At 65.5% G+C, this 23,613-nt stretch carries 21 protein-coding genes; 16 read left to right on the top strand and 5 right to left on the bottom strand.

The features are described from left to right. The first annotated feature begins 75 nt into the window (after positions 1-75). Together AC3WUF_RS10160 and AC3WUF_RS10155 are read left to right on the top strand one after the other, a co-directional pair. On the top strand, positions 76-1,989 hold the full coding sequence (locus AC3WUF_RS10160; RefSeq protein ID WP_492425077.1) for an N-acyl-D-amino-acid deacylase family protein: 1,914 nt from the start codon (positions 76-78) through the stop codon (positions 1,987-1,989). A 96-nt stretch (positions 1,990-2,085) separates the two neighbouring features. Continuing rightward, the gene (locus AC3WUF_RS10155; RefSeq protein WP_492425075.1) at positions 2,086-2,916 is read left to right on the top strand and encodes an HDOD domain-containing protein; all 831 of its coding nucleotides are present in this window, start codon (positions 2,086-2,088) and stop codon (positions 2,914-2,916) included. A 14-nt stretch (positions 2,917-2,930) separates the two neighbouring features. Here AC3WUF_RS10155 and AC3WUF_RS10150 read toward each other — a convergent pair whose 3' ends face one another. Continuing rightward, positions 2,931-4,631, bottom strand: coding sequence for a M28 family metallopeptidase (locus AC3WUF_RS10150; protein ID WP_492425073.1), 1,701 nt, complete (start codon positions 4,629-4,631; stop codon positions 2,931-2,933). 63 nt (positions 4,632-4,694) lie between these two features. Further along, positions 4,695-6,704, bottom strand: a complete 2,010-nt coding sequence (locus tag AC3WUF_RS10145) for a S9 family peptidase (RefSeq protein WP_492425614.1) — start codon at positions 6,702-6,704, stop codon at positions 4,695-4,697. Between the two features lie 197 nt (positions 6,705-6,901). Between AC3WUF_RS10145 and AC3WUF_RS10140 the strand changes: the two genes are divergently transcribed. Beyond that, on the top strand, positions 6,902-8,629 hold the full coding sequence (locus AC3WUF_RS10140; RefSeq protein WP_492425071.1) for a peptide MFS transporter: 1,728 nt from the start codon (positions 6,902-6,904) through the stop codon (positions 8,627-8,629). A gap of 40 nt (positions 8,630-8,669) precedes the next feature. Here the strand turns inward: AC3WUF_RS10140 and AC3WUF_RS10135 are convergent, their stop codons facing one another. Together AC3WUF_RS10135 and ygfZ are read right to left on the bottom strand one after the other, a co-directional pair. Continuing rightward, a complete protein-coding gene (locus AC3WUF_RS10135) occupies positions 8,670-10,205 on the bottom strand; it encodes a trypsin-like serine peptidase (RefSeq protein ID WP_492425069.1) in 1,536 nt (511 codons plus the stop codon). Between the two features lie 94 nt (positions 10,206-10,299). Beyond that, positions 10,300-11,250, bottom strand: a complete 951-nt coding sequence (ygfZ, locus tag AC3WUF_RS10130) for a CAF17-like 4Fe-4S cluster assembly/insertion protein YgfZ (protein ID WP_492425067.1) — start codon at positions 11,248-11,250, stop codon at positions 10,300-10,302. Between the two features lie 72 nt (positions 11,251-11,322). Between ygfZ and AC3WUF_RS10125 the strand changes: the two genes are divergently transcribed. The 7 genes from AC3WUF_RS10125 to AC3WUF_RS10095 all read left to right on the top strand — a co-directional run bounded on the left by AC3WUF_RS10125 (position 11,323) and on the right by AC3WUF_RS10095 (position 15,778). Beyond that, positions 11,323-11,538, top strand: a complete 216-nt coding sequence (locus tag AC3WUF_RS10125; protein ID WP_492425065.1) for a DUF1674 domain-containing protein — start codon at positions 11,323-11,325, stop codon at positions 11,536-11,538. A gap of 75 nt (positions 11,539-11,613) precedes the next feature. Beyond that, on the top strand, positions 11,614-12,015 hold the full coding sequence (sdhC, locus tag AC3WUF_RS10120) for a succinate dehydrogenase, cytochrome b556 subunit (RefSeq protein WP_492425063.1): 402 nt from the start codon (positions 11,614-11,616) through the stop codon (positions 12,013-12,015). 12 nt (positions 12,016-12,027) lie between these two features. After that, positions 12,028-12,414 carry a succinate dehydrogenase, hydrophobic membrane anchor protein gene (gene sdhD, locus AC3WUF_RS10115; RefSeq protein ID WP_492425061.1) on the top strand — a complete coding sequence of 129 codons (387 nt, stop codon included), beginning with the start codon at positions 12,028-12,030 and terminating at the stop codon, positions 12,412-12,414. A 35-nt stretch (positions 12,415-12,449) separates the two neighbouring features. Continuing rightward, entirely contained in the window at positions 12,450-14,243 is a 1,794-nt protein-coding gene (gene sdhA / locus AC3WUF_RS10110) for a succinate dehydrogenase flavoprotein subunit (protein ID WP_492425059.1), read from the top strand. 35 nt (positions 14,244-14,278) lie between these two features. Further along, positions 14,279-15,064 (top strand): succinate dehydrogenase iron-sulfur subunit, encoded by a 786-nt coding sequence (locus AC3WUF_RS10105; protein ID WP_492425057.1) that lies wholly within the window; start codon positions 14,279-14,281, stop codon positions 15,062-15,064. Continuing rightward, positions 15,064-15,321: an FAD assembly factor SdhE gene (locus AC3WUF_RS10100; protein WP_492425055.1), complete on the top strand. Its 258-nt coding sequence runs from the start codon at positions 15,064-15,066 to the stop codon at positions 15,319-15,321. Before AC3WUF_RS10105 ends, AC3WUF_RS10100 begins: the two co-directional genes overlap by 1 nt. A gap of 43 nt (positions 15,322-15,364) precedes the next feature. Next, positions 15,365-15,778, top strand: coding sequence for a protein YgfX (locus AC3WUF_RS10095; protein WP_492425053.1), 414 nt, complete (start codon positions 15,365-15,367; stop codon positions 15,776-15,778). Here the strand turns inward: AC3WUF_RS10095 and nadB are convergent. Beyond that, positions 15,775-17,370: an L-aspartate oxidase gene (nadB, locus tag AC3WUF_RS10090; protein WP_492425051.1), complete on the bottom strand. Its 1,596-nt coding sequence runs from the start codon at positions 17,368-17,370 to the stop codon at positions 15,775-15,777. The two genes, AC3WUF_RS10095 and nadB, sit on opposite strands and share 4 nt — an antisense overlap. Before the next feature lie 152 nt (positions 17,371-17,522). On the opposite strand from nadB, the gene rpoE reads away from it, so the two are divergent. From rpoE to lepA, 6 genes are all read left to right on the top strand, one after another. Then, the gene (gene rpoE, locus AC3WUF_RS10085; RefSeq protein ID WP_492425612.1) at positions 17,523-18,092 is read left to right on the top strand and encodes an RNA polymerase sigma factor RpoE; all 570 of its coding nucleotides are present in this window, start codon (positions 17,523-17,525) and stop codon (positions 18,090-18,092) included. Positions 18,093-18,200: 108 nt separating this feature from the next. Further along, complete coding sequence (locus AC3WUF_RS10080) at positions 18,201-18,812, top strand: sigma-E factor negative regulatory protein (protein ID WP_492425049.1); 612 nt, start codon at positions 18,201-18,203, stop codon at positions 18,810-18,812. After that, a complete protein-coding gene (locus AC3WUF_RS10075; RefSeq protein ID WP_492425047.1) occupies positions 18,809-19,861 on the top strand; it encodes a MucB/RseB C-terminal domain-containing protein in 1,053 nt (350 codons plus the stop codon). The genes AC3WUF_RS10080 and AC3WUF_RS10075 overlap by 4 nt, the downstream gene beginning before the upstream one ends. Positions 19,862-19,999: 138 nt before the next feature. Further along, positions 20,000-21,469, top strand: a complete 1,470-nt coding sequence (locus tag AC3WUF_RS10070; protein WP_492425045.1) for a Do family serine endopeptidase — start codon at positions 20,000-20,002, stop codon at positions 21,467-21,469. A 5-nt stretch (positions 21,470-21,474) separates the two neighbouring features. After that, positions 21,475-21,714, top strand: a complete 240-nt coding sequence (locus AC3WUF_RS10065) for a glutaredoxin family protein (protein WP_492425043.1) — start codon at positions 21,475-21,477, stop codon at positions 21,712-21,714. 86 nt (positions 21,715-21,800) lie between these two features. Beyond that, positions 21,801-23,603, top strand: a complete 1,803-nt coding sequence (lepA, locus tag AC3WUF_RS10060; RefSeq protein ID WP_492425041.1) for a translation elongation factor 4 — start codon at positions 21,801-21,803, stop codon at positions 23,601-23,603. The last annotated feature ends 10 nt before the right edge of the window (positions 23,604-23,613 follow it).

The raw sequence follows: 23,613 nt of genomic DNA, 5'->3' as shown, positions 1-23,613 counted from the left end.
GGAGCAGATTTTCCCATCCGCCGTCGACCATCCCGCGCCTATGATCCTTGGGTACATAAAAAGCGGAGAGTGGTCGTGGAAGGAGGAAAGCCGCGCTGGGACGCCCTGTTCCACAACGCGCTGATGTTTGACGGCAGCGGCTCCGCGCCGCGCCAGGTCGATGTGGCCGTCAGCAACGGCCGCATCGCGGCGATCGGTGCAGATCTGTCGCGCAGCGATGCGGCGCAGCTGGTCGACGCCCAGGGCCGCTGGCTGATGCCCGGCCTGCTCGATATCCATACGCACTTCGACCTCGAGGTCGAGATCGAGCCGCAACTGCCCGAGGCCGTGCGCCACGGCACGACGACGGTCGTCGTCGCCAACTGCAGCCTCGGTCTGGCGTACGGCGCGCAGCGGCGCGACGGCGCCGATCCGATCGTCGATTGCTTCGCGCGCGTCGAGAACGTGCCCAAGCCGGTGCTGCGCAAGGTGGCCGACAAGGTCGACTGGAACGATTCGGCGGCGTACCTGCGGCACTTCGACAAGCTGCCGCTCGGCCCGAACATCGTGCCGATGATTCCGCATTCGATGCTGCGCATCGAGGTCATGGGCATGCAGGCATCGGTGACGCGCAATCCAACCGAAGCCGAGCTGGTGCAGATGGAGGCGCTGGTCGACAAGGGCATGCGCGAGGGCTATGTCGGTTTCTCGACCGATGCGCTGCCGTTCCACTTCCTCGCCAACGCGCCGAACACGCACAAGCAGATCCCGACCCAGTTCGCGCCGTTTTCCGAACTCAAGCGCCTGACCGCCGTGGTCCGCCGCTGGGACCGCGTCTGGCAGGCGACGCCGCCGAAGGACGACAAGCTGGCGATCTTCCGCAACTTCTTGCTGACCTCGGCGCGGCTGTACGGCAAGACGCTGAAGGTCACCGCGGTGGCGGCGATCGACATCACGACCAATCGCATGCTCGTACGGCTCGGCCTGCTGCTGTCGCGCATGCTCAACTCGAAATTCCTCGGCGGCCATTTCCGCTTCCAGGCGCTGTCCGCACCGTTCAAGACCTGGAGCGATGGCGTCGTCACGCCGCTGGCCGAAGAAGTGCCGGTGCTGCGCCGTCTCAACGAATGCGATCTGGAAGATGCGGCTGCGCGCGCGAAGATCATGGCCGATCCGGGCTGGCAGGCGGACTTCCGCCGCATGTGGATGCGCGGCAAGCAGGGCTGGAATCTGGCGCACCTCAAGCGCGTCCTGCGCATGGACGACAACGTCCTGACCCGCGACCTGCGCGACATGACGATCGACCGTTGCCCGGTCGCCGTCTGGGGCAACGAGACGATGCAGTCCGTCTACGAGCGCCTGCAGCGCTGGCAGGCGGGCGACGCCAGCGCGGCGCGCACGAATGAGGAGCACGAGGCCTTTGCCAGCTTCCCGAAGCCGGCGGGCGACGACTGCGATTTCTTCGTGCATCTGCTGCGTCGCTACGACACCGGCCTGCGCTGGTGGACGGTCACCGCGAACCGCGATCCGGCGAAGACCAAGGAACTGCTGTTCAATCCGAAGCTGCTGCCGGGCTTCAACGACAGCGGCGCGCATCTGACCAATATGGCTTATTACGACGGCAACCTGCGCATGCTGAAGTTTGCGCAGGAAGACGGTCTCGAGCGCGTCGGCCAGGCCGTGCGGCGGCTGACCTCCGAGCCCGCGGACTTCTTCGGCCTCGACGTGGGCCGTCTGGCGCCGGGCGCGCAGGCCGATCTGGTGCTGGTCGATCCGCAGGCGCTGAAGGCCTACAACCCGGATGCCAGCGTCGATTACGTCTATCGCGAGGCCTTCGCCCATCATCAGCTGGTCAACCGGCCGCAGGGCGTCGTGGCGCTGGTCATGATCGGCGGCAAGATCGCCTGGCGCGAAGGCGGCTACACCGGCATCTACGGCCGCGAGCGGTTCGGCCGCGTGCTGCTGGATCGCCAGCACGAAGCCGGCGCGGCGGTCGCCGTCGCCGCCTGATCCGTTCAGGCGGTCATTCGCCGCGTCTGTCGCGCGGCATCGGCGGTCGCGGTGGGCTTGGCGCAGGATGCGGCAAGACCCACCGGATGCCCGCGCATGGCGATTGCCGACCGTTTCTACCGCATCGTTGTCGACGCCGTCACGCACGACCGGCTGACCTTGCCGACCTTGCCCGAGGTCGCACTGCGCATCCAGGATCTGCTGCGCAGCGATGAGGTCTCGATTGCGCGCATCGTCAAGGAAATCCAGTCCGATCCGGCGTTGACCGTGCGCCTGATCCGCGTCGCTAACAGTGCCGCCGTGCGCGGCGGTCGCAACGTCGACAGCATCCAGCAGGCGGTGACGCGGCTGGGTCTCGAATACACCCGCCTGCTCGTCAACGGCCTGGTGTTGGAGCAGATGTTCCGTAGCAACAACGCCTCGCTACGCGAGCGTCTGCGCCGCTGCTGGTGCGACAGCGTCGAGGTGGCCGCGCTGGCGCGCGCCGTTGCAGCCCACTGCACGCTGCTGCAACCGGAGATGGCGATGCTCGGCGGCCTGGTTCACCGCATCGGTACCTTGCCGATCCTGCGCATGGCCGAAATCCACGCCGATGCCGTGTCGACGCCCGAAGTGCTCGACGAAGTCATTACCGAACTGGGGCCGAAGGTCGGCCGCATGGTCTTGCGCGCCTGGCATTTCCCGCCGGAACTGGTCGAACTGCCGATGGTCTGGCCGCAGTTCGATCGTGACCACAGCGCCGCGGCCGATTACGCGGATGTCGTCATCGTCGCGGTGGCGCGCCTGCGTGCCGAGTACGAGCGGCAGACCACGGCCGAACGCCTGCCGACCTTCGCCAAGCTCGATCTTGCCGCCGATTTCGAACTGGGCGAGGGCGGTCCGCTGGCGTCGCACTACCGCGAGTCGCTGGGGCTGCTGGCGGCCTGAGCCGCCGCCGCGCCTCAAGGCGCGGCCATCTCCGCGTCGCGCACGGCCTTGAACTCCGAGCCGTCCTTCCACTGCGGCCAGTCCTTGCCGTTGGAGACGCGCAGGCCGACCTTGGTCAGTACCTGCATGTCCTGTGCGGCGCCGCTGAGATCCCAGTCCGCTTTCACTTCGTCGGACGGCTTGTGATAGTCGTTGGCGGTGTACTCGCGGCGCTTCTGCGCGCCGTAGCCTTCCGGCTTGCCGATCATCAGGCTGCCGCTGTCCGAGTACAGCGCCGGCACGCCGCGCTTGGCGAACTCGAACTGGTCGGAGCGGAAGTAGAAGCCCTTCTCGGTTTCGGTATCCGGCACCGTCACACGGCCGCTCTCCGCCAGCACGCTGGCAATGACGTCTTCGAGGCTGTTCTGGCCGCCGCCGATGACCTGCATGTCGCTGGTCGGGCCGTAAGGATTGAGACCGTCCATGTTGATCATCGCCAGCGTCTTGTCGAGCGGGTAGAGCGGATGCGTCGCGTAGTGGCGCGAACCGAGCAGGCCCTGTTCCTCGGCGGTGACAAGCATGAACAGCGTCGAGCGTTGCGGCGCCTGGGTCATCTTCGAATAGGCTTCGGCGATCTCGAGCACGCCGGCGGTACCCGTGGCGTTGTCGAGCGCTCCGTTGAAGATCTGATCGCCGCTCAGGTGCGTGTCGACACCCAGATGATCCCAGTGCGCGGTGTACACGACCCATTCGTCAGCATGCGCCGGATTGGAACCGGGCAGGCGCGCGACGACGTTCTGCGATTGCGCCTCGCGCACCTTGTTGCGGATGCTGAAGTCGACGCGGGCGTCCAATGCCACCGGCTTGAAGTCGCGCTGCGTCGCCGCCTTGCGCAGGGCGTCGAAGTCCTGGCCGCTGCCGGCAAACAGCTCGCGGGCTTTTTCATTGCTGATCCAGGCCTGCACCGGCACGCGCTTCATGTTCTTGTCGGCGGCGGCGAGTTCGAACTGCTCGCCGGTCCAGCTATGCTCGACGACGGCCCAGGGATAGCCGGCCGGGCCGGTCTCGTGAATGACGATCGCGGCGGCGGCACCGAGCTTGGAGGCGATCTCGTACTTGTAGGTCCAGCGGCCGTAGTAGGTCATCGCCTTGCCGCGGAACAGGCTGTCGTCGAGTTGATCGCTGCCGGACTGGGTGACGGCCGGATCGTTGATCAGCATGACGATCGTCTTGCCCTTGACGTCGAGACCCTTGTAGTCGTCCCAATCGTACTCGGGAGCCTGCACGCCGTAGCCGACGAAAACCATCTCGCTGTTGCCAACCGCAACCTGCGGCACGAAGCGCGACGTCGTCGCGACGAAATCGGTGCCGGGCTTCAGCGTCTGCGGCTTGGCCTTGCCGATGGTCAATTTCATCGTCGGCTCGCCGGTGATGCCGACCAGCGGCACCGCCTGCACGTAACTGCCGTCCGGATTGCCTGGCGCCAGACCCATCGCCTTGAACTGCTCGATCAGATAGGCCACGGTTTTCTCTTCGCCGATCGTGCCGGGCGAACGGCCTTCGAAGTCATCCGACGACAGCACCTTGATATGGCGCAGCAGATCCTCGGCCGTGATGCTGGCGAGTGCCGCGCTGTTGTCCGGCGCGCTGGGCGCAACGGGCGCGGGGGCCACGGCCGGCACCGCACAGGCGCCCAGCAAAGCGGTCGCGAGCGCGAAGGGAATCAGCTTGGTCATCGGAATCTCCGTCATCCAGTTCTTGTCGAAACGCTGAAGCAGCGCAGCAGTTGATCCAGCGTCTCAGCCGATCCAGCGTTTGAGCCAGGCCTGCACCGTGTCATGCCAGCGCTGGCTGTTCTGCGGCTTGAGCACCCAATGGTTCTCATCCGGGAAGATCAGCAGCTGGCTCGGAATGTTGCGGCGCTGCAGCGCGGTGAACGTGGCGATGCCCTGTTCCGGCGGCACTCGATAGTCCTTCTCGCCATGGATGACGAGCATCGGCGTCTTCCACTGCTTCACGAAGTTGGCGGGATTGTGCTTCTCGTAGTTGGCCGGCACATCGAAGTAGGTGCCCTGGTGCTCCCACTCGTCGAACCACATCTCTTCGGTCGAGTAGTACATGGCGCGGTTGTCGAAGATGCCGTCGTGGTTGACCAGCGCCTTGAACGTATCCTGCCAGTGGCCGGCGATCCAGTTGATCATGAAGCCGCCGTAGCTGGCGCCGAGCGCGGCGGCGCGGTTGCCGTCGAGGAAGTCGTAGGACTTCAGTGCATAGGCCCAGCCTTTTTGCAGGTCCTCGAGCGGCTTGCCGCCCCAGTCGCCGGAGATCGCATCGGTGAACTTCTGGCCGTAGCCGGTCGAGCCGTGGAAATCGATGAAGACCACCGCGTAGCCCCAGGCCGAGTACACCGCCGGGTTCCAGCGGTAGTGCCAGTCGTTGCCCATGCTGCCCTGCGGGCCGCCGTGGATGATGAGGGCGACCGGATACTTCTTGCCCTTCTCGTAGTTCCAGGGCTTCATCACATAGCCGTGGACGGTTTCCTTGTTCCAGCCGTCGAAGCTGAACTGCTCGTATTCGCCGAAACGCACGTTGGCGAGCGCTTCCTCGTTGTGCCGGGTCAGCTGCTCCGACTTGCCGCTGGAAAGCGTCGTGCGGAACAGGTCGTCGGGACTGGTCAGCGTATTGAACGCATAGACCAGCGTGTCGCCGCTGATCGAGTAGGCGCTGACGGCACCATCGCCGGTCAGCGCGGTCGCCGCGCCGCTGGCGATGTCGATCGCGAACAGGCGATGGCGTCCGAGATCGTCGGCGCTCGCATAGAGCGTCTTGCCGTCCTTGGAGAACGCCAGATCGTTGGCCGAGCGATCCCACTGCGGCGCGACTTCGCGCGTCTCGCCGCTCTTCAGGTCGCGCAGCATGATCGCCAGGCGATCCGCCTCGAAGGCCGGACGCTTCATCGCACGCCAGGCGAGCTGCTTGCCGTCCGGCGAAAACACCGGGCCGACGTCCGTCGCCTGATTCGGCGCGGTCAGATTGCTGGGCGCGGCCGAGCCGTCGGCCGGCACCGACCACAGATCGAGGTTCGTGCTCCAGGCTTCGGTGCGGCCGGCGATGCGGGCGGTGAAGACGATGGTCTTGCTGTCCGGCGAGAACGTGTACTCGGTGGCGTCGCCGAAGGGCTTGGACGGCACATCGCCGTCGATGCCCTTGCTGATCCAGACCGGATCGCTCGCGGTGCCCTCGGCGCTCAGCGTCATCGTGAACAGCTGTGCGCGCTTGCCGTCCTTCCAGGTATCCCAGTGGCGGATGAAGAGCTTGTCGAACAGCATGCCGCTGGACTTGCTCTCGGCCTTCTTCTCGTCTCGTTCGCGGCTGCAGGCGAGATCGGCGCAGTCCGGATAGACCTCGAGGGACAGCGCAATGCGCTGGCCGTCCGGAGACAGCGTGAAGTTGCCGACCGATTCCGGCAGTTCGGTCACCGGCTTGGCTTCGCCGCCTTCGTCGAGTTCGAGGCGCCAGATCTGCGAGCTGCCGCTGCGCGTCGACAGAAAATAGATCGACTTGCCGTCGGCCGCCCAGCGCGGATCGCTGTGATTGCCCTTGGCGCGCGTCAGCTGGCGCGTCTGGCGCGTCTGCAGGTCGAGCAGCCACAGATCCATGACGCCCTTGTTCTCTTCGTAGTCGGTGCGCCGCACCGCGTACACCACGAGCTGGCCGTCCGGCGACAGCACGGGGCCGGAAACGCGCTCGAGGCGCACAAGGTCTGCGGCGCTGAACGCGCGGGGAGCGGTGGACTCGGATGTGGACATGGCGGTAGTCGAGGCGAGCGCGAGCAACACGCCGGCAAGCAGTGGCTTGGTGGAGAAAATCACGGGAACAAGGCTCCTCCGTATTCTTTAGCCCCGCATGGTAATCGGATCGGCCAGGGCCGCGACTGGGGAAAATGCCTCAGCCTCGCCGATCGGGCCATGCCTATACTCGCCGCATACCCGCCAGGCTATCGACAATGACCGCTCCCGTTGCCGCCAGTACCGCCAGATCGACAGATTTCCTCGGCCATCCCAAGGGTCTGTACGTGTGCTTCTTCACCGAGATGTGGGAGCGATTCTCCTTCTACGGCATGAAGGCGCTGCTGCTGCTGTACCTGCTCAAGTACCACCTGTTTACCGATGACGCCGGCTATGACCTGCTGGGGGCCTATGGCGGCCTGGTTTATGCGGTGCCGGTGATCGGCGGCCTGCTGGCCGATCGCTATCTGGGCATGCGCAAGGCGGTGGTGTTCGGTGCGGTACTGCTGGTGCTGGGTCACCTCGGCATGGCCTTCGAAGGGCATGCGGCAACGATCGTCGACGGCCAGGTCGTCCGCGACGAGCCGGCGATGCAGGTGTTCTATCTGTCGCTGGCGCTGATCATCATGGGCGTCGGTTTTCTCAAGCCGAACATCTCGACGATCGTCGGCAAGCTTTACCCGGAAAACGATCCGCGCCGCGATTCGGGCTTCACGGTGTTCTATGCCGGCATCAACGTCGGTGCGCTGTTTGCCAGTCTGATCTGCGCCTTCCTCGGCGAGACCTACGGCTGGAAGTACGGCTTCGGTGCGGCAGGCATCGGCATGGTCGCCGGCCTGGCTGTATTCCTGTGGGGGCAGAAGTATCTGGACGGCCATGCGGAGCCGAACGATCCGGCGCTGCTGCGCGAGCGTGTGTTCGGCCTGCCGCGCGAATGGCTGATCTACGCCGGCGGCGTGGCCGGCGTGCTCGTCGTCTGGCAGCTGATCCAGCGGACCTGGACCGTGCACGGCGCGATGCATCTGATCGCCCTGGCCTTCGTGCTGTGGTTCGTCTGGTTCCTGTGGGCCAAGTGCACGGCGGCGGAGCGCGGCCAGATGATTTCTCTGGTCGTGCTGATCATGGCGGTGCTGGTGTTCTTCACGCTGTACGAGCAGACCTATGGTTCCTGGATCACGTTTACCGATCGCCTGATGACCAAGGAGCTGTTCGGCGCGATTCCGGCCGCTTCGCAGGCGACCCTGCCGTGGGCCGCGTTCGCGCTTGCCGCGAGTCCGGTGCTGATGGTGGCCGCACTGGTCTTTGCGGACCGTGGCCGCGTGCCGCTCGCGCGCGGCATGTTCATCGCCATGGCGCTGGGACTCTCCGTGGCTCTGGTGCACGATGTCGTGCTCGTACCGCAGACCGCCGGTTCGCTGACCTTTCTCGGCGCGTTCTTCATCGTCGTGCTGGCGCCGGTCTTCGCCTGGCTGTGGCCCTGGCTCGCGCGGCGCAAGCTCAACCCAAGCACGCCGGTGAAGATGGCGATCGGCCTGGCGGTTGCCGGACTCTCGTTTCTGCCGCTGATCGCTGCCGCCGAGATCGCCAGCACCGGCGTCATGGCCAGTGTCTGGTGGCTGGTGCTGGCCTATCTGGTGCTCGAGATTGCCGAAGTCTGTCTGTCGCCGATCGGTCTGTCCGCGGTGACCAAGCTGTCGGTCGCGCGCGTCGTCGGCGTCATGATGGGCGCGTTCTGGCTCGCGACGGCCTATTCGGAAGTGCTCGCCGCGCAGTTCGGCAAGCTGGCGTCATTGGAGATTGCCGAAGGCGCGACACTCGACATGGCGGTCGCTGCCGCCAAGTACGAGCATCTGTTCTCGATCATGTTGTGGACCGGCCTGGGTTCAGGCCTCGTGATCCTGCTGCTGACGCCGCTGCTGAAGCGCGCGATGCACGGCGTGAACTGATGCGCAGGGAGCGCGGGCAATGCCCGCGCTCCCTCGGGGTTTACGCCGCCGGGCGGCGACGGCCCAGGGCCAATGCGCGCAGCGACAGCAGGGTCAGCAGCATCAACGGATTGAACGCACCGCCGCCACTGCCGTCGTCTTCGTCATCAGGCGTCGGGGTCGGTGTGGGCGACAGCGTGGGCGTAGGGCCAGGGGTCGGCGTCGGCGTGGAGGTCGGCAACGGCGTCGCTGTTGCGTTCGGGTTCTTGCCGCCAACCTTGCGCAGACCGGTGTTGTTCGGGTCGAGCCAGGTCTTCAGCTGGCTGTTCGTGCGCGCCTGCCACTGGGTATCGAGGCGCGCGTAGAAGTCCGGCAGATCGTTGTCGTTGGAGCCGAAGCCGCTGCAGGCTGCGCTGCCGCCGGACAGCGTGCCGACGATCAGGTGATCCTGATTCCACAGGCCCGAGCCGGAGGAACCCTGCTCGGTCGTGCCCTGATCCCAGCGCAGGACTCGCCAGGCCGGAATGTTCGGGCCGCCGTCTTCGATCATGACGGTGCTCTGAGTCAGCGGCGTCACGTAGGCGCTGATCTTTTTCGCGTCGCCGGACGGATGATGGATGCTGACGCCGGTGTTGCCGCCCGTGCCCGAGCTGTCCCAGCCGGCGTAGTAGACATTGAACGAGCCGCTCGGCGGATTGCTCAGCTCAAGCAGCGTCATGTCGGTGTTTCTGTCGTCGGCACGCAGGATCGTACCGGTCTGGTTCTGCGCGTCGCTGGCATTGTCGGCGCCACTGCAGGAGCTGTTCTGGAAGTTCCAGTAGACGACGACGCCGGAGGCCGGACTGCCGCTTTCGCCGATGCCGCAGTGATCGGCGGTGAGAATGTAGGGCTTGTTGTTCTGCGCCAGATTGTTAACCAGCGTGCCCGAGCAGACGCCGACGCTGTTGCCGAACGGAATCTGCAGCTTGACCGTCGCGCGGATTTCGTTGCGCCAGTCGTTGCCGAGGCTGCAGGCGGTGTTGATGTTGCAGGAGCCGCTGTCGCCGAGGTCGCGTTCGTTCTTGAAGCCGTGGCCGAGGCGCGCCAGTTTCAGATCGACCTGATCTCGCGTGCCGGCCGGCGTGCGCAATTCGATGACGGCCATTTCGCCGGGAACCTTGGCGGTCCACAGGCTGCCTTCGGGCGAATGATTGCGCGCGGAGTAGGGGCCCTGCACGGCCTTGCCGTCGGTGTCGTAGATCCACAGCTCCGCGCCTTCCGGCAGCTGGAACTCACCGAATTCCATCAGCAGCGACAGCGCGCCGGCGGAGTAGACGCGCGCGCGCCAGCGCTCGGTCTGCGCATCGACGCGGTCCCAGACGCCGCCATCGAGGCTGACCGGCAGCGCGGCGGTGACCGCGAAGATGGCCGGACCGCTGCCCTTGCGTTGGTTGACGTCAGCCAGCGCTTTCGTCGTCACGGTGGTGGGCACCGCGTGCAGGGGCACGCTGTCCAGCTGTTTCAGATCCGGCGTCAAAGCCAGGGCGGCGGTGGGCAGGCAGCACAGCGCGAAAAGGGAAGGCAGCAGGGTCTTGACCGGCAACGCAATACGGCGCATCTGGAATCTCCTGAGCGCCGACTCATGCGCGAGCCGGAGCTGTCTGAATAGTGATGGAGGAGTCTAGCCTTACACCGGGCCTGCGTCCTGTGCTTCAGGTCTCTATTGGCGGCTGTGCGCCGACCGGCGGTTCGATATCCGCGGGTCTGTCGACAATGACGATCTTCCTGCCGTCCGCAAGCTGCAGGTCGTCGCGCTGCGCATGGGCAAGTTGCAGGACGATGCTGGCGATGCTGCCGGCGCCGTCCGGCACCGCATCGACCAGCTCGCCGACCGCGCTGCTGCTGTCGGCGCTGCGGATTTCACTGCCGGGCGCGATGGGTGGGCCTTCGAAATGCACGACGAACAGGCGCCGCTTGAGCTGGCCGAGATAGTGCAGTCGCGCAACGATCTCTTGTCCGGTGTAGCAGCCCTTGTCGAAGCTGATGCCGCCGAGCAGGTCGAGATTGGCCATCTGCGGCACGAAATGATCGCTGGTCTCGGCGCTGACGACCGGCACGCCGGCCTCGATATCCGCGCGGCGCCAGGCGCTGTCGATGTCGTCGCCGCTCGCAGCGAAGGGCAAGGCATCGAGCTGATCCGGACTGCCGATCAGGCTGTAGCGCGGGGCGCTGCCCAGGCGGCGGACGATGCTGATCCGACGATGGACGTCGAAAGCGGTCTCGAGCGGCGCGGACGGCGTGGGCATTCCGTGCTCACTCAACAGTCGTTCGGCGCCGGCTCCGATGATCGCAACGGCCTGCAACGCCGGCGAGGCGTCTTCCAGAACGACTTTTGCGCGCAGCACGAACATGCGCAGGCGCTTGAGGGTTGCCGCCGCCACGGAAGAATGAATCTCAATCAGCACGTCGCCGTTGCGCCGGATCAGATGCGGCAGCGCCAGCATGCGGCCTTTCGGGCTGTTGTAACTGCTGATCTGCGCACGCGATTCGCTGAGCAGGCGCAGATCGCTGCTGAGCTGGCCCTGCAAGAAACCGTCGGCGTCGGCGCCGCCGGCCCGCAGGTAGTGGACGCCGCCCAAGCGTCCGATTTTCAAATGATTCATTGCCCTCAACCTGCAAACTTTGTCACACTATTGCGGCTAAGCAGACCATAAATCTCCCTCGCCTGCCTCCCGATGACCGATTCCAAGCCCAAGGCACCCGCAACCGGCACCGTCCGTGTCCAGCCGGTCGTGCCTTTGGCGGAATTGCTCAGGCAGCAGGCACCGCTCGCGCAGCCACCGCCGCCTGCCGAGACCGCCGTCGTCAGGGAGATCGGTGGCCGCAGCGACGGCCCCGAGCCGACCCGCTACGGCGACTGGGAAAAGAATGGTCGCTGCATCGATTTTTAAGCCGAGTTTTCGCCGGGCCAGCAATCCAGTGGCCTGCAGACTTCACGTCCCGTTTCAACGTTTTGGGGAGCCGGAATGAGCAGCAAATCGCCCGCGGACCAGCGTCCGCTATCGCCCTTCATGCTGGGGCCTTATTACCGGTTCCAGTGGACTTCGGTCCTCTCCTTTGCCCACCGCCTGACCGGCATCGGCCTCACCATCGGCACGGTGCTGCTGGTCGGTTGGCTGGTCGCGCTGGCCGGCGGTCCGCAGTGGTTCAATCTGTATAGCGCGCAGCTTGGCGCCTGGTACGGCCAGGTGCTGCTGTTCTGCTGGGCCTGGGCGCTGATGTATCACCTCGGCAACGGCATCCGCCATCTGTTCTGGGATATCGGCAAGGGCTTCGATCTGAAGACCGCCGAACGTTCGGGCTATGCGGTCATCGTCGTGTCCCTGCTGCTGACGGCCGCTGCCTGGGCCCTGGCTTACCTGCGCTAAGGAGATCGGATCATGAGCAATCTTCGTTCTCCGCTGTCGCGCGCCCGTGGCCTCGGTTCGGCCAAGGATGGCGTGCATCACTTCTGGGTCCAGCGCCTGTCGGCCGTCGCGCTGGTGCCGCTGGCACTGTGGTTCGTCTTCTCGGTCGCCCAGCTCAGCAAGTTCGGCACCGGCTATGCCGCGGTCGAGCATTGGGTTTCGGCGCCGTCGGTCGCGGTGACGCTGGCGCTGTTCCTCGGTGCCGCGCTGTACCACTCGGCGCTTGGCATCCAGGTCGTGATTGAAGACTACGTGCATGGCGAGGCGGCCAAGCTGACGGCGCTGGTGCTGTCGAAGTTTCTGCACGTCGTCGTTGCCGCCGCCGGCATCTTCGCCGTACTCAAGGTAGCGCTGGCTTAAGCCCGCCGAACCCAGACACAAGGAATCAGAAATCCATGGCTGCTTACGAAATCATCCACCACGAATACGACGCCATCGTGGTTGGCGCCGGCGGCGCCGGTCTGCGCGCGACGCTGGGTCTGGCCGAGGCGGGGTTGAAGACCGCCAACATCACCAAGCTGTTCCCGACCCGTTCGCACACCGTGGCGGCGCAGGGCGGCATCTCGGCGGCACTGTCGAACATGGGCCGCGACGACTGGCGCTGGCACTTCTACGACACCGTCAAGGGTTCCGACTGGCTCGGCGACCAGGACGCCATCCAGTACATGACGCGCGAGGCGATTCCCGCGATCATCGAGCTTGAACACTACGGCGTGCCGTTCTCGCGCACGCCGGAAGGCAAGATCTACCAGCGTCCGTTCGGTGGCATGACGACCGAATTCGGCAAGGGTCCGCCGGCACAGCGCACCTGCGCCGCCGCCGACCGTACCGGCCACGCAATGCTGCACACGCTCTATCAGCAGTCGCTGAAGTGCAAGGCGCAGTTCTACATCGAGTACTTCGCGCTCGACCTGCTGATGGACGAGGACGGTTCCTGCAAGGGCGTGCTCGCCTGGGATCTGGCAACCGGCCAGCTGCATCGCTTCCGCGCGCACATGGTCATTCTCGCAACCGGCGGCTACGGCCGCGCGTACTTCTCGGCGACGTCCGCGCATACCTGCACTGGCGACGGTGGCGGCATGGTGCTGCGCGCCGGTCTGCCGCTGCAGGATCTGGAGTTCGTGCAGTTCCACCCGACCGGCATCTACGGTTCGGGTTGCCTGATCACCGAAGGCGCACGTGGCGAAGGCGGTTATCTGACCAACAAGAACGGCGAGCGTTTCATGGAACGCTATGCGCCGAGCGTGAAGGATCTCGCGCCGCGCGACATGGTCAGCCGCGCGATGGCGACCGAAATCCGCGAAGGCCGCGGCGTCGGTGCCGAAGCCGATCACATCTTCCTGCATCTCGAGCACCTCGGCCCCGAAGTGCTGCATGCGAAGCTGCCGGGCATTTCCGAGTCGGCGAAGATTTTCGCCGGTGTGGATGTCACCAAGCAGCCGATCCCGGTCGTGCCGACGGTGCACTACAACATGGGCGGCATCCCGACGCTGTGGACCGGCGAAGCGGTGACGCTGAAGAACGGCGATCCGGATTCGGTCGTGCCGGGTCTGATGGCGGTCGGTGAAGCGGCCTGCGTGTCGGTGCATGGCGCGAACCGCCTGGGTTCCAATTCGCTGCTCGACCTCGTCGTTTTCGGTCGCGCTGCCGCGATCCGTGCTGCCGAGCTGGTCAAGCCGGGCCAGCCGCACAAGCGGATTTCGAATGCCTCGGAAGACAAGGCGCTCGCGCGTCTCGACCATTTCCGCAATGCCAACGGCAAGACCACGACGGCGAGCATCCGTCTCGACATGCAGAAGACGATGCAGAAGCACTGCGCCGTGTTCCGCGACGGCGAGATCATGCAGGCCGGTGTCGACAAGCTGAAGGGCGTCATCGATACCTTCACCAACGACGTCGGCGTGTCGGATCGCTCGATGATCTGGAATTCGGATCTGGCGGAGACGCTGGAACTCGACAACCTGCTGGGCCAGGCGCTGCTGACGATCGTCGGCGCGGAGAACCGCAAGGAGTCGCGCGGCGCGCATGCACGCGACGACATCAAGGATCGCGACGACACGAACTGGATCAAGCACACCATTGCGTGGCGCACGGGCGACAAGGACGTGAAGATCGACTATCGACCGGTGCACATGCAGCCGCTCGACAACGAGGTCGACCACATCCCGCCTGTTGCGCGCAAGTATTGATCGCTGGCTGATAACGGAATCCGGAGCTCACCCCAATGGCACAGTTCACCCTTCCGCAGAATTCGAAGATCGACAAGAAGGCCGGCAAGACCTTCAAGGCGCCCGCCGGCGCGACGAAGATCCAGAAATTCCAGCTGTATCGCTACGATCCGGACAGCACCGCGAATCCGCGCGTCGACACGTATGAAGTCGACATGGCGACCTGCGGGCCGATGGTTCTCGACGCGCTCATCAAGATCAAGAACGAGATGGATGCCAGCGTCACGTTCCGCCGCTCCTGCCGCGAAGGCATCTGCGGTTCCTGCGCGATGAACATCGACGGCACCAATACGCTGGCCTGCATCAAGCCCTGCGACGAGATCAAGGGCGACGCGCGCGTCTATCCGCTGCCGCACATGCCGGTCGTCAAGGACCTGGTGCCGGACATGACGCATTTCTATGCGCAGCTGGCATCCATCGAACCCTGGTTGAAGACCGACTCGCCGGCACCGACCCGCGAGCGCCTGCAGTCGGAAGACGATCGCGCCAAGCTCGACGGCCTCTATGAGTGCATCCTCTGCGCCTGCTGCTCGACGAGCTGCCCGAGCTACTGGTGGAACTCTGACCGCTTCCTCGGTCCGGCGATTCTGCTGCAGGCTTACCGCTGGCTGGTCGACTCGCGCGACGAGTCCATCGGCGAGCGTCTCGACGCGCTGGAAGATCCGTTCAAGCTGTATCGCTGCCACACGATCATGAACTGCGCGAAGACCTGCCCGAAGGGCCTGAGCCCGGCCAAGGCGATCGCCGGCATCAAGCAGATGATGGTCGAGCGCACGGTCTGATGACGGTGGCGAGCGCAGGCGTGCAGAACGACGGCCGCCTGCGCTGGTTGTTGCGGCGGGGCATGAAGGAGCTCGACGTGCTGTTCGAGCGCTACTACGCGGGCCGTTTCGCCGCTGCGCCGCCGATCGAGAAAGCGCAGTTCCTGCGGATGGTGACCTTGGCCGAAGATCCGGACATCTGGACCTGGGTCATGGACTACGAGCCGACGCCGGCGGAATACCTGGACATCGTCGAGCAGCTTCGAATCTACCGGTGAGCTGCAGTGCTGTGAGGGCGCGGTCGTGACAAACGAATTCGGCATGACCCTGGACATGACCCTGAAGCCGTCGGTGCGCGCCGTGCTGTGGGCCTACGGCCTGCATGTGCTCTGCCTGATCCTGCTGTTGCTGGCGCAACCGCCGACCGCGGTGATGGTTGGCTTCGCGGCCGCATTCGGCCTGTCCTGGTTCAAGCTGCGACGGCACCCGGCCTTCGGTTACGGACCGAAGGCGATTCAGCGCATCGTCTGGCATGCGGATGGCAGCTGGACGCTGCATCGCGGCAACGGCCAGTCCACCGAAGCGGTGCTCGATCCGGGCTCGATCGTGCGCGGTCCGGCGTTGCTGCTGCGTTTCCGGATTGAAGCGGCGCCGCGCGCGTCGCGTCTGATCACCGGCGACGAGATCGACGCCGAAGCGCTGCGTCAGCTGCGCGCGCGACTCTCCGTCGCTTAAGTCCGCCCCGGCAACACGGTCGGCTGCGCCTCGTCGAGCGTTTGCGGGTAATCCAGCGTGTAATGCAGCCCGCGGCTTTCCTGACGGGCGAGGGCCGAGCGCACGATCAGGTCCGCGCAGACCGCGAGGTTGCGCAGCTCCAGCAGGTGCGCGGTGATGCGATGCACGCCGTAGAACTCCTGGATTTCGCGCAGCAGCAACTCGACACGATGCTGGGCGCGCTGCAGGCGCTTGGTCGTGCGGACGATGCCGACGTAGTCCCACATGAAGGTGCGCAGCTCCAGCCAGTTGTGCGCGACGACGACGTCTTCGTCGGAGTCGGTCACGCGGCTTTCGTCCCAGATCTTCGGCGCGGGCGGCGTCGGCCGCGCATCGAGCGTGCCGAGCAGGTCCTCGGCGGCGGCCTCCGCGAACACCAGGCATTCCAGCAGCGAGTTCGAGGCCAGACGGTTGGCGCCGTGCAGACCGGTGCAGGCGACTTCGCCGATCGCATAGAGACCGTCGACATCGGTGCGCGCCGCGAGATCGGTGGCGACACCGCCGCAAGTGAAGTGCGCCGACGGCACGACCGGGATCGGCTGGCGCGTGATGTCGATGCCCAGCGTCAGGCAGTGCGCGTGGATGCTCGGAAAGTGATGGAGGATGAACGTCGCCGGCTTGTGGGTGATGTCGAGCAGCACGTGCTTGAGACCCAGGCGCTTCATCTCGTGGTCGATCGCGCGGGCGACGATGTCGCGCGGCGCCAGTTCCTCGCGCGCATCGAAGCGCGGCATGAAGCGCTCGCCGGCCGAGCCGTCGGCATTGGGCAGGCGCAGCTGCGCACCTTCGCCGCGCAGGGCTTCGCTGATCAGGAAGTTGCGCGAGTCCTTGTGATAGAGCGTCGTCGGATGGAACTGCATGAATTCCATGTTCGCGACGCGGCAGCCGGCGCGCCAGGCCATCGCGATGCCGTCGCCGGAAGCGCCGAACGGGTTGCTCGAATACAGATAGACCTGGTTGGCACCGCCGGTGGCGAGCACGACGGCCTTGGCGGCGACGGCCACGACGCGGTCGGCATCACGGTCAAAAAGGTAAGCCCCCTGCACGCGACGCGCGTTGCGATCGACGATCAGGTCGAGCGCCATCGTCCGTTCCAGCACGCGGATCTGCGGGTGTTCGGCGGCCAGCGACGCCAGGGTGGTTTCGACGGCCCGGCCGGTGGCATCGGCCGCATGCACGATGCGCCGGTGCGAATGGCCGCCTTCGCGGGTCAGATGCAGACGCTGGCCGCGGTTTTCGCCTTCGGCCTCGGTAAAGGCCACGCCCTGCTGCAGCAGCCAATCGATGCAGGCCGGGCCGCGCTCGACGGTGAAGCGCACGGCAGCCTGGTCGCAGAGTCCGCCGCCGGCGACCAGGGTGTCCTGGACGTGATTTTCCAGCGAGTCCTCGGCGTCGAGCACGGCGGAGATGCCGCCTTGGGCCCACAGCGTGCTGCCACTGGATAGCGAGCTCTTCGACACGACGGTGACGCGGCGGCCGGCGGCGGCGAGGCGCAGGGCGCAGGACAGGCCGGCGGCACCGCTACCGATGACCAGCACTTCGGTTTCGAGCATCGTGGGGGGCGAGAATGAGGGTGGGGCTGTTAGAATTACCGCCGAATCGCGCGAAGCTTGCCGGCATTTCCGGCCCGCAAGCAAACGGCGGCCCGGAATTCTAGAACCTTTTCCCCATTGCCAGTTTGCTGGCGGACATCATCGACGCGGGCATGACTGACAGCACCGATATCCAGTTGGTAGAACGCGCGCAGGCGGGAGACGAGCGCGCGTTCGAGCTGCTGGTCAGAAAGTACCAGTACAAGATCATCCAGCTGGTCAGCCGCCTGGTCGGCGAGGGCGAGGCGCCGGACGTCGCGCAGGAGACCTTCATCCGCGCCTGGCGCGCATTGCCGGGCTTCCGCGGCCAATCGGCCTTCTATACCTGGCTGTACCGCATCGGCATCAATACCGCCAAGAACTACCTCGTCTCGCGTTCGCGCCGTCCTGCCGACCAGGATATCGATATGGCCGACGCCGAACTTTTCGGCCATACCGAACATCTAAGTGACATCGATACGCCCGAGGCGGAGTTACTGACGGAGGAAATCCGGCAATGCGTCACCGAGACGATTACCGCCCTGCCGCCGGATCTGCGTCAGGCGATCACCTTGCGCGAACTCGAAGGCCTGTCCTATGAAGAGATCGCCGAGGTCATGGATTGTCCGATCGGTACCGTGCGCTCGCGGATCTTCCGGGCCCGCGAGGCGATCGACCTGGCCCTCAAGCCGCTGCTGGACTGAGGCCGGTCATGAACAAGAATGACGTTGTAGATGCACTGGGTCTGCGGACCGGGGAACTTTTTCCCTTGTTTGCGGTAATGCCTGTATTGGATTTCGCTGGTACCTGTCATGGCTAAAGACTCCATTTCCGCATTGCTCGATGGCGAATGTACGCCCGCCGAGATCGACCGCATTCTCGAAGAGATGGCGCGCTCGCCCGCGCTGGGCGCGGAGTGGAGCCGGCAATGCATGGCCCGCGACGCCGTCGAGGGCGTGCGCATGCGCAAGGAACAGCCCTGCATCTGCGCCGGCGTGATGGCTGGCCTGGATGCCCAGGACAAGCCGCTGCCGAGCCGGGTCACCGCGCTCAAGCCGCGGCGCCTGCCGACGCTGTGGAAGCCGCTGGCCGGCTTGGCTGCGGCGGCGTCGGTCGCCGCCGTCGCGCTGACCATGAATCTGGGCGGGACGCAGGATCCGGCCAACACGCTGGCCGAGGCGCAGATGGCGCCGCCGGTCGTCCTCCAAGCCGTCATGCCGGCGAGCAACACGACCGGACGCCGCCCGGCCAATCTGCGCGCGGTGTCGGCCAACGAGGAAGAGCTGCGCAATTACCTGCTGGAACACAGCAATTCGATGGCCGAGCGCGGCATGGGCGCCACCCTGTCGTATGCGCGTTTTGCGGCGCACAGCATCGGCGATCAGGTTGAAGTCCAGCCGGCTGCCAGCGAGGCCCAACCGTGAGTCGAACCCCGCAAGGCAGGTTGCTGCTGGCGGTGCTCGGCCTGGCCGGTTCATCGGCCTGCACGGTGGTCTGGGCTGCCGGTGAAGCCGGTGAGATGTTGATGCGCCTCAGCGAAGCGGCGCGCAAGGCGAATTACGAAGGCGAGATCGTCTACCAGGCGCAGAATCGCCTGGAGACGCTGAAGGTCGTCCACGGTGTCAACGCCGGCGTCGAGATGGAGCGCATCCAGGCGCTGACCGGCACCCCGCGCGAGATCGTCAAGCGCGACGGCAAGGTTGTTGCCCTGCTGTCGCAGGATCGCCGGGTGACGATGGATCGCAGCACCCCGCAGAGCCTGTTTCCCGAGTTGTCGCCCGAGCAGGTCGACAAGCTGTCGACGGTCTATACGTTCAAGGAATTCGACGCCGCACGCGTCGCCGGCCGCGACTGCAAGGGCCTGGCGATCGCGCCGAAGGACAAGTACCGCTACGGGTACCGGATCTGGGCCGATGCCGAGACCGGCGTGCCGCTCAAGGTCGATCTGACGGCGCCCAACGGCGCGGTGCTTGAACAGATGATGTTCACCTCAGTGCGCTTCCCGGAGAAGATTGCCGAGTCCGCGTTCGAGATCACCGGCGGTTCCGCCGAAGTCGCCCGGGTGCAGCCGCAGGCGCCGCTGCCGCCGGCCGTTGCTCAGGCCAAGCTGCAGGCGGATATGCAGCAGATCGGACGCTTCCGCCAGTTGCCGCCGGGCTACCGGGTGACCATGCGCAGCATCCGCCAGACGCCGGATGGCGGTGTCATCGAGCATGTGCTGCTGTCCGATGGTCTGTCGGCCATTTCGGTCTTCAACGCCCGCCGCCCCGATCCGGCGGCTGGTTTTACCGGCGATTCGCGCATTGGCGCGGTCCACGCCTTCGGCCGCACGGTCGGCACCATCCACATCACCGTGGTTGGCGAGGCTCCGCAGGAAACCGTCCGGATGATCGGCGACAGCGTGCAGAACGCTGCCGACGCCACGGCGGTCGACAAGGCGGCCGACAGCCAGGAACCCAGCGTCGGACCGTAGTTTTGTCTGACGGCAAACAACCGGCGCTGCGGCGCCGGTTTGTGTTTCTGCGGCGAATCCATTGAAATCCGCGTCTGATTTCCCGGACCTGCGCTGGTCGGAGCCCCTATGTCGCCTGTCGCCCGCTCTTTGCGGTGCTTGATCCCTGCTGCGGTCGTGCTGCTGGCCGCCTGCAACCGCAGTCCGCAGACGGCGATGGGGGCGTATCCGGACTTCGCCGATCTGGTCGAGCAGGTCTCGCCGGCAGTCGTCAATATCAGCACCGTCGCGCAGGAAGCCGAGCCGCCGGCAGCCGATGCGATCAATCCGGAGGAGTCGCAGTCGCCGGATGCCGAAGCACTGGAGGAAACGCCGGAATGGTTCCGCCGCTTCTTCGACCAGCAGATCGAGCCGCAGCTGCCGGATGGCGATGGCCTGTTCCCGGAGCAGCAGTCGCTGGGTTCCGGCTTCATTCTCTGGAACGATGGCTACATCATCACCAACTTCCACGTCGTGCGCGGTGCGCGCGAAGTCATCGTGCGCCTGCTCGACCGCCGCCAGTTCTCGGCGCAGGTGGTCGGCAGCGACGAAGCCAGCGATCTTGCGCTGCTGAAGATCGAGGCGACCGACCTGCCGGTCGTCAAGCTCGGCAACACCAACAAGCTGCGACCGGGCCAATGGGTGCTGGCGATCGGTTCGCCGTTCGGCTTCGACTACTCGGTGACCGCCGGCATCGTCTCGGCCAAGGGCCGTGCGCTGGTGACCGAGCAGTATGTGCCGTTCATCCAGACCGACGTCGCGATCAACCCGGGCAATTCGGGCGGGCCGCTGTTCAACCTGGCGGGTGAAGTCATCGGCGTGAATTCGCAGATTTATTCGCAGTCCGGCGGCTACATGGGCGTGTCTTTCTCGATTCCGATCGACGTCGCCGCCAAGGTTGCACGCCAGCTGCGCGATTCCGGCAAGGTCACCCGCGGCTGGCTCGGCGTCGTCGTCCAGGAAGTCGACCGCGATCTGGCCCAGCAACTCGGCATGGACAAGGCCGAAGGCGCGCTGGTGGCCCGCGTGTTGCCCGACAGCCCGGCGGCACGCGCCGGCCTGCAGGAAGGCGACATCATCCTGCGCTACAACGGCGAGGCTTTGCCCAGTTCGTCGAGCCTGCCGCACATGGTCGGCATCACCGATCCGGGCGAAGTCGCGACCCTCGACGTCAATCGCGCCGGCAAGACCCAGTCGTTCCGGATCGATGTCGGGGCCCTGCTGGCGGAGACCTCGGCAGCTTCGGCTTCCGCCGCATCGCCGGCACCGGCGACGGCCGCTCCGGCCCAGCGCCCGACCTTGCTCGGCTTGCAGGTCCGTCCGCTGAATCCAGAGGAACGTCGCGCGCTGCAGGTCGTCAGCGGCGGACTGATGGTGACCCAGGTGGCCGAGGGCGCCGCGTCCAAGGCCGGCATACGCGGCGGTGACATCCTGATGCAGCTGGCTGGGCAGGAAGTCGACAGCCTGCGGCGGTTCGATGAGGTGGTCGGCCGCCTGACGCCGGGCCAGACGGTTGCGGTACTGGTCCAGCGCAACGGCGCCCCGCTGTTCCTGTCGCTGGACGTGCCGGTGCCGACGACGACCGAGTAACCGGGATGCGCAGTTTGCTGCTGCTGGGGCGGCCGGAATGCCATCTCTGCGAGGAATTCGAGGCCGGGCTGCGCGCCTTCTTGGGCGGCGCGGCGGTCCACATCGAGCATGCCTGCGTCGATGACCGCGGCGAATGGCGGATGCGCTTCGGCACCCGCATCCCGGTGCTGCTCGACGAGGCCGGCGAGGTGATCGCCGAGGGCCGCTTCGACCCGGCGACGTTGGCGCCGGGCAGTTTGACCTAGCGCGCTCGGCCCCCGGCAAGGCTATATACTGCGCGGCCTTTTCGCCGCAGTCAGATCGCGGGAAGCCATATCCCCCGCGTGATCCCATGAAGCAAGCCAACATCCGCAATTTCTGCATCATCGCGCACATCGACCACGGCAAGTCGACGCTGGCCGATCGTTTCATCCAGCTCACCGGTGGACTGGAACTGCGCGAGATGACCGCTCAGATCCTCGATAACAATCCGATCGAGCGCGAGCGCGGCATCACGATCAAGGCGCAGGCCGTGCAGCTGCACTACCGCGCGAAAGACGGCGAGATCTACCAGTTCAACATCATCGACACGCCTGGGCATGTCGATTTCTCCTATGAAGTTTCGCGCTCGCTGGCCGCCTGCGAAGGCGCGCTGCTGGTCGTCGATGCCTCGCAGGGTGTCGAGGCGCAGTCGGTCGCCAACTGCTATACCGCGCTGGAACAGCGTCTCGAAGTGCTGCCGGTGCTGAACAAGGTCGACCTGCAGAACGCCGAACCGGAACGCGTCGCCGACGAGATCGAGCAGGTCATCGGCATCAGCGCGGTCGATGCGCTGCGCATCTCGGCGAAGACCGGCCTCAATGTGCCGGACGTGCTCGAGGCGGTGGTCCATCAGCTGCCGGCGCCCAAGGGCAATCCGGACGGCCAGCTGCAGGCGCTGATCGTCGATTCCTGGTTCGACAACTACCTCGGCGTCGTGTCGCTGGTGCGGGTCATGAACGGCTCGATCCGAAAGGGCGAGAAGATCCGCGTGCTGTCGACCGGCAAGGACTACGAAATCACCATGATGGGCGTGCACACGCCCAAGCGCCTGTTCAAGGAGCAGCTCGAGACCGGCGAAGTCGGCTTCATCATCGCCGGCATCAAAGACATCTTTGGCGCCCCGGTCGGTGACACGCTGACCCGCGCTTCGAATGCCAGCGTCGAGCAGCTGCCGGGTTTCCGCCAGGTCCAGCCGCGCGTCTACGCCGGCATGTTCCCGATCGACGCCGAGGACTTCGAGGATTTCCGCGAGTCGCTGCAGAAGCTGCGCCTCAACGACTCGGCGCTGCAGTTCGAGCCGGAGAATTCGACCGCGCTCGGCTTCGGCTTCCGCATCGGCTTCCTCGGCATGCTGCACATGGAAATCGTCCAGGAACGCCTGGAGCGCGAGTACAACCTGAATCTGATCACGACGGCGCCGTCGGTGATCTACGAAGTGGTGACCACGCAGGGCGAGGTCAAGAAGGTCGACAACCCGGCCGAGCTGCCGGAACCCGGTTCGCTGCAGGAAATCCGCGAGCCGATCATCGTCGCCCGCGTGCTGATGCCGCCCGATTACGTCGGCTCGGTGATGCAGCTGTGCATGGAAAAGCGCGGCGTGCAGCGCAATCTGCGCTATCTGGGTTCGCAGGTGCAGATGGAAGTCGAGATGCCGCTGGCCGAGGTTGTCGTCGATTTCTTCGACCGCCTGAAGAGCGTGTCGCGCGGCTATGCGTCGTTCGAGTACGAGTTCCTCGAATTCCGCGCCGGCGATCTGGTCAAGCTCGACGTGCTGGTCAACGGCGACAAGGTCGACGCGCTGGCAAGCATTGTGCATCGTGACAGCTCGTATCCGCGCGGCCGCGACCTGTGCGAACGCATGCAGGAAGTGATTCACCGGCAGATGTTCGACATCGCGATCCAGGCGGCCATTGGCGCCAAGATCATTGCCCGCACGACGGTCAAGGCATTGCGCAAGGATGTCACGGCCAAGTGCTACGGTGGCGACACCTCGCGCAAGAAGAAGCTGCTGGAAAAGCAGAAAGAGGGCAAGAAGCGCATGAAGCAGGTCGGGTCGGTCGAGATTCCGCAGGAAGCCTTCCTCGCGGTGCTCGGCGTGGACAGAAAGAAGTAGTCAGCAACGC

Source organism: Fontimonas sp. FW305-C-3 (genome assembly GCF_058783185.1).
The sequence above is the reverse complement of the archived record's forward strand: the minus strand, read 5'-3'. Positions and strand labels throughout refer to the sequence as shown.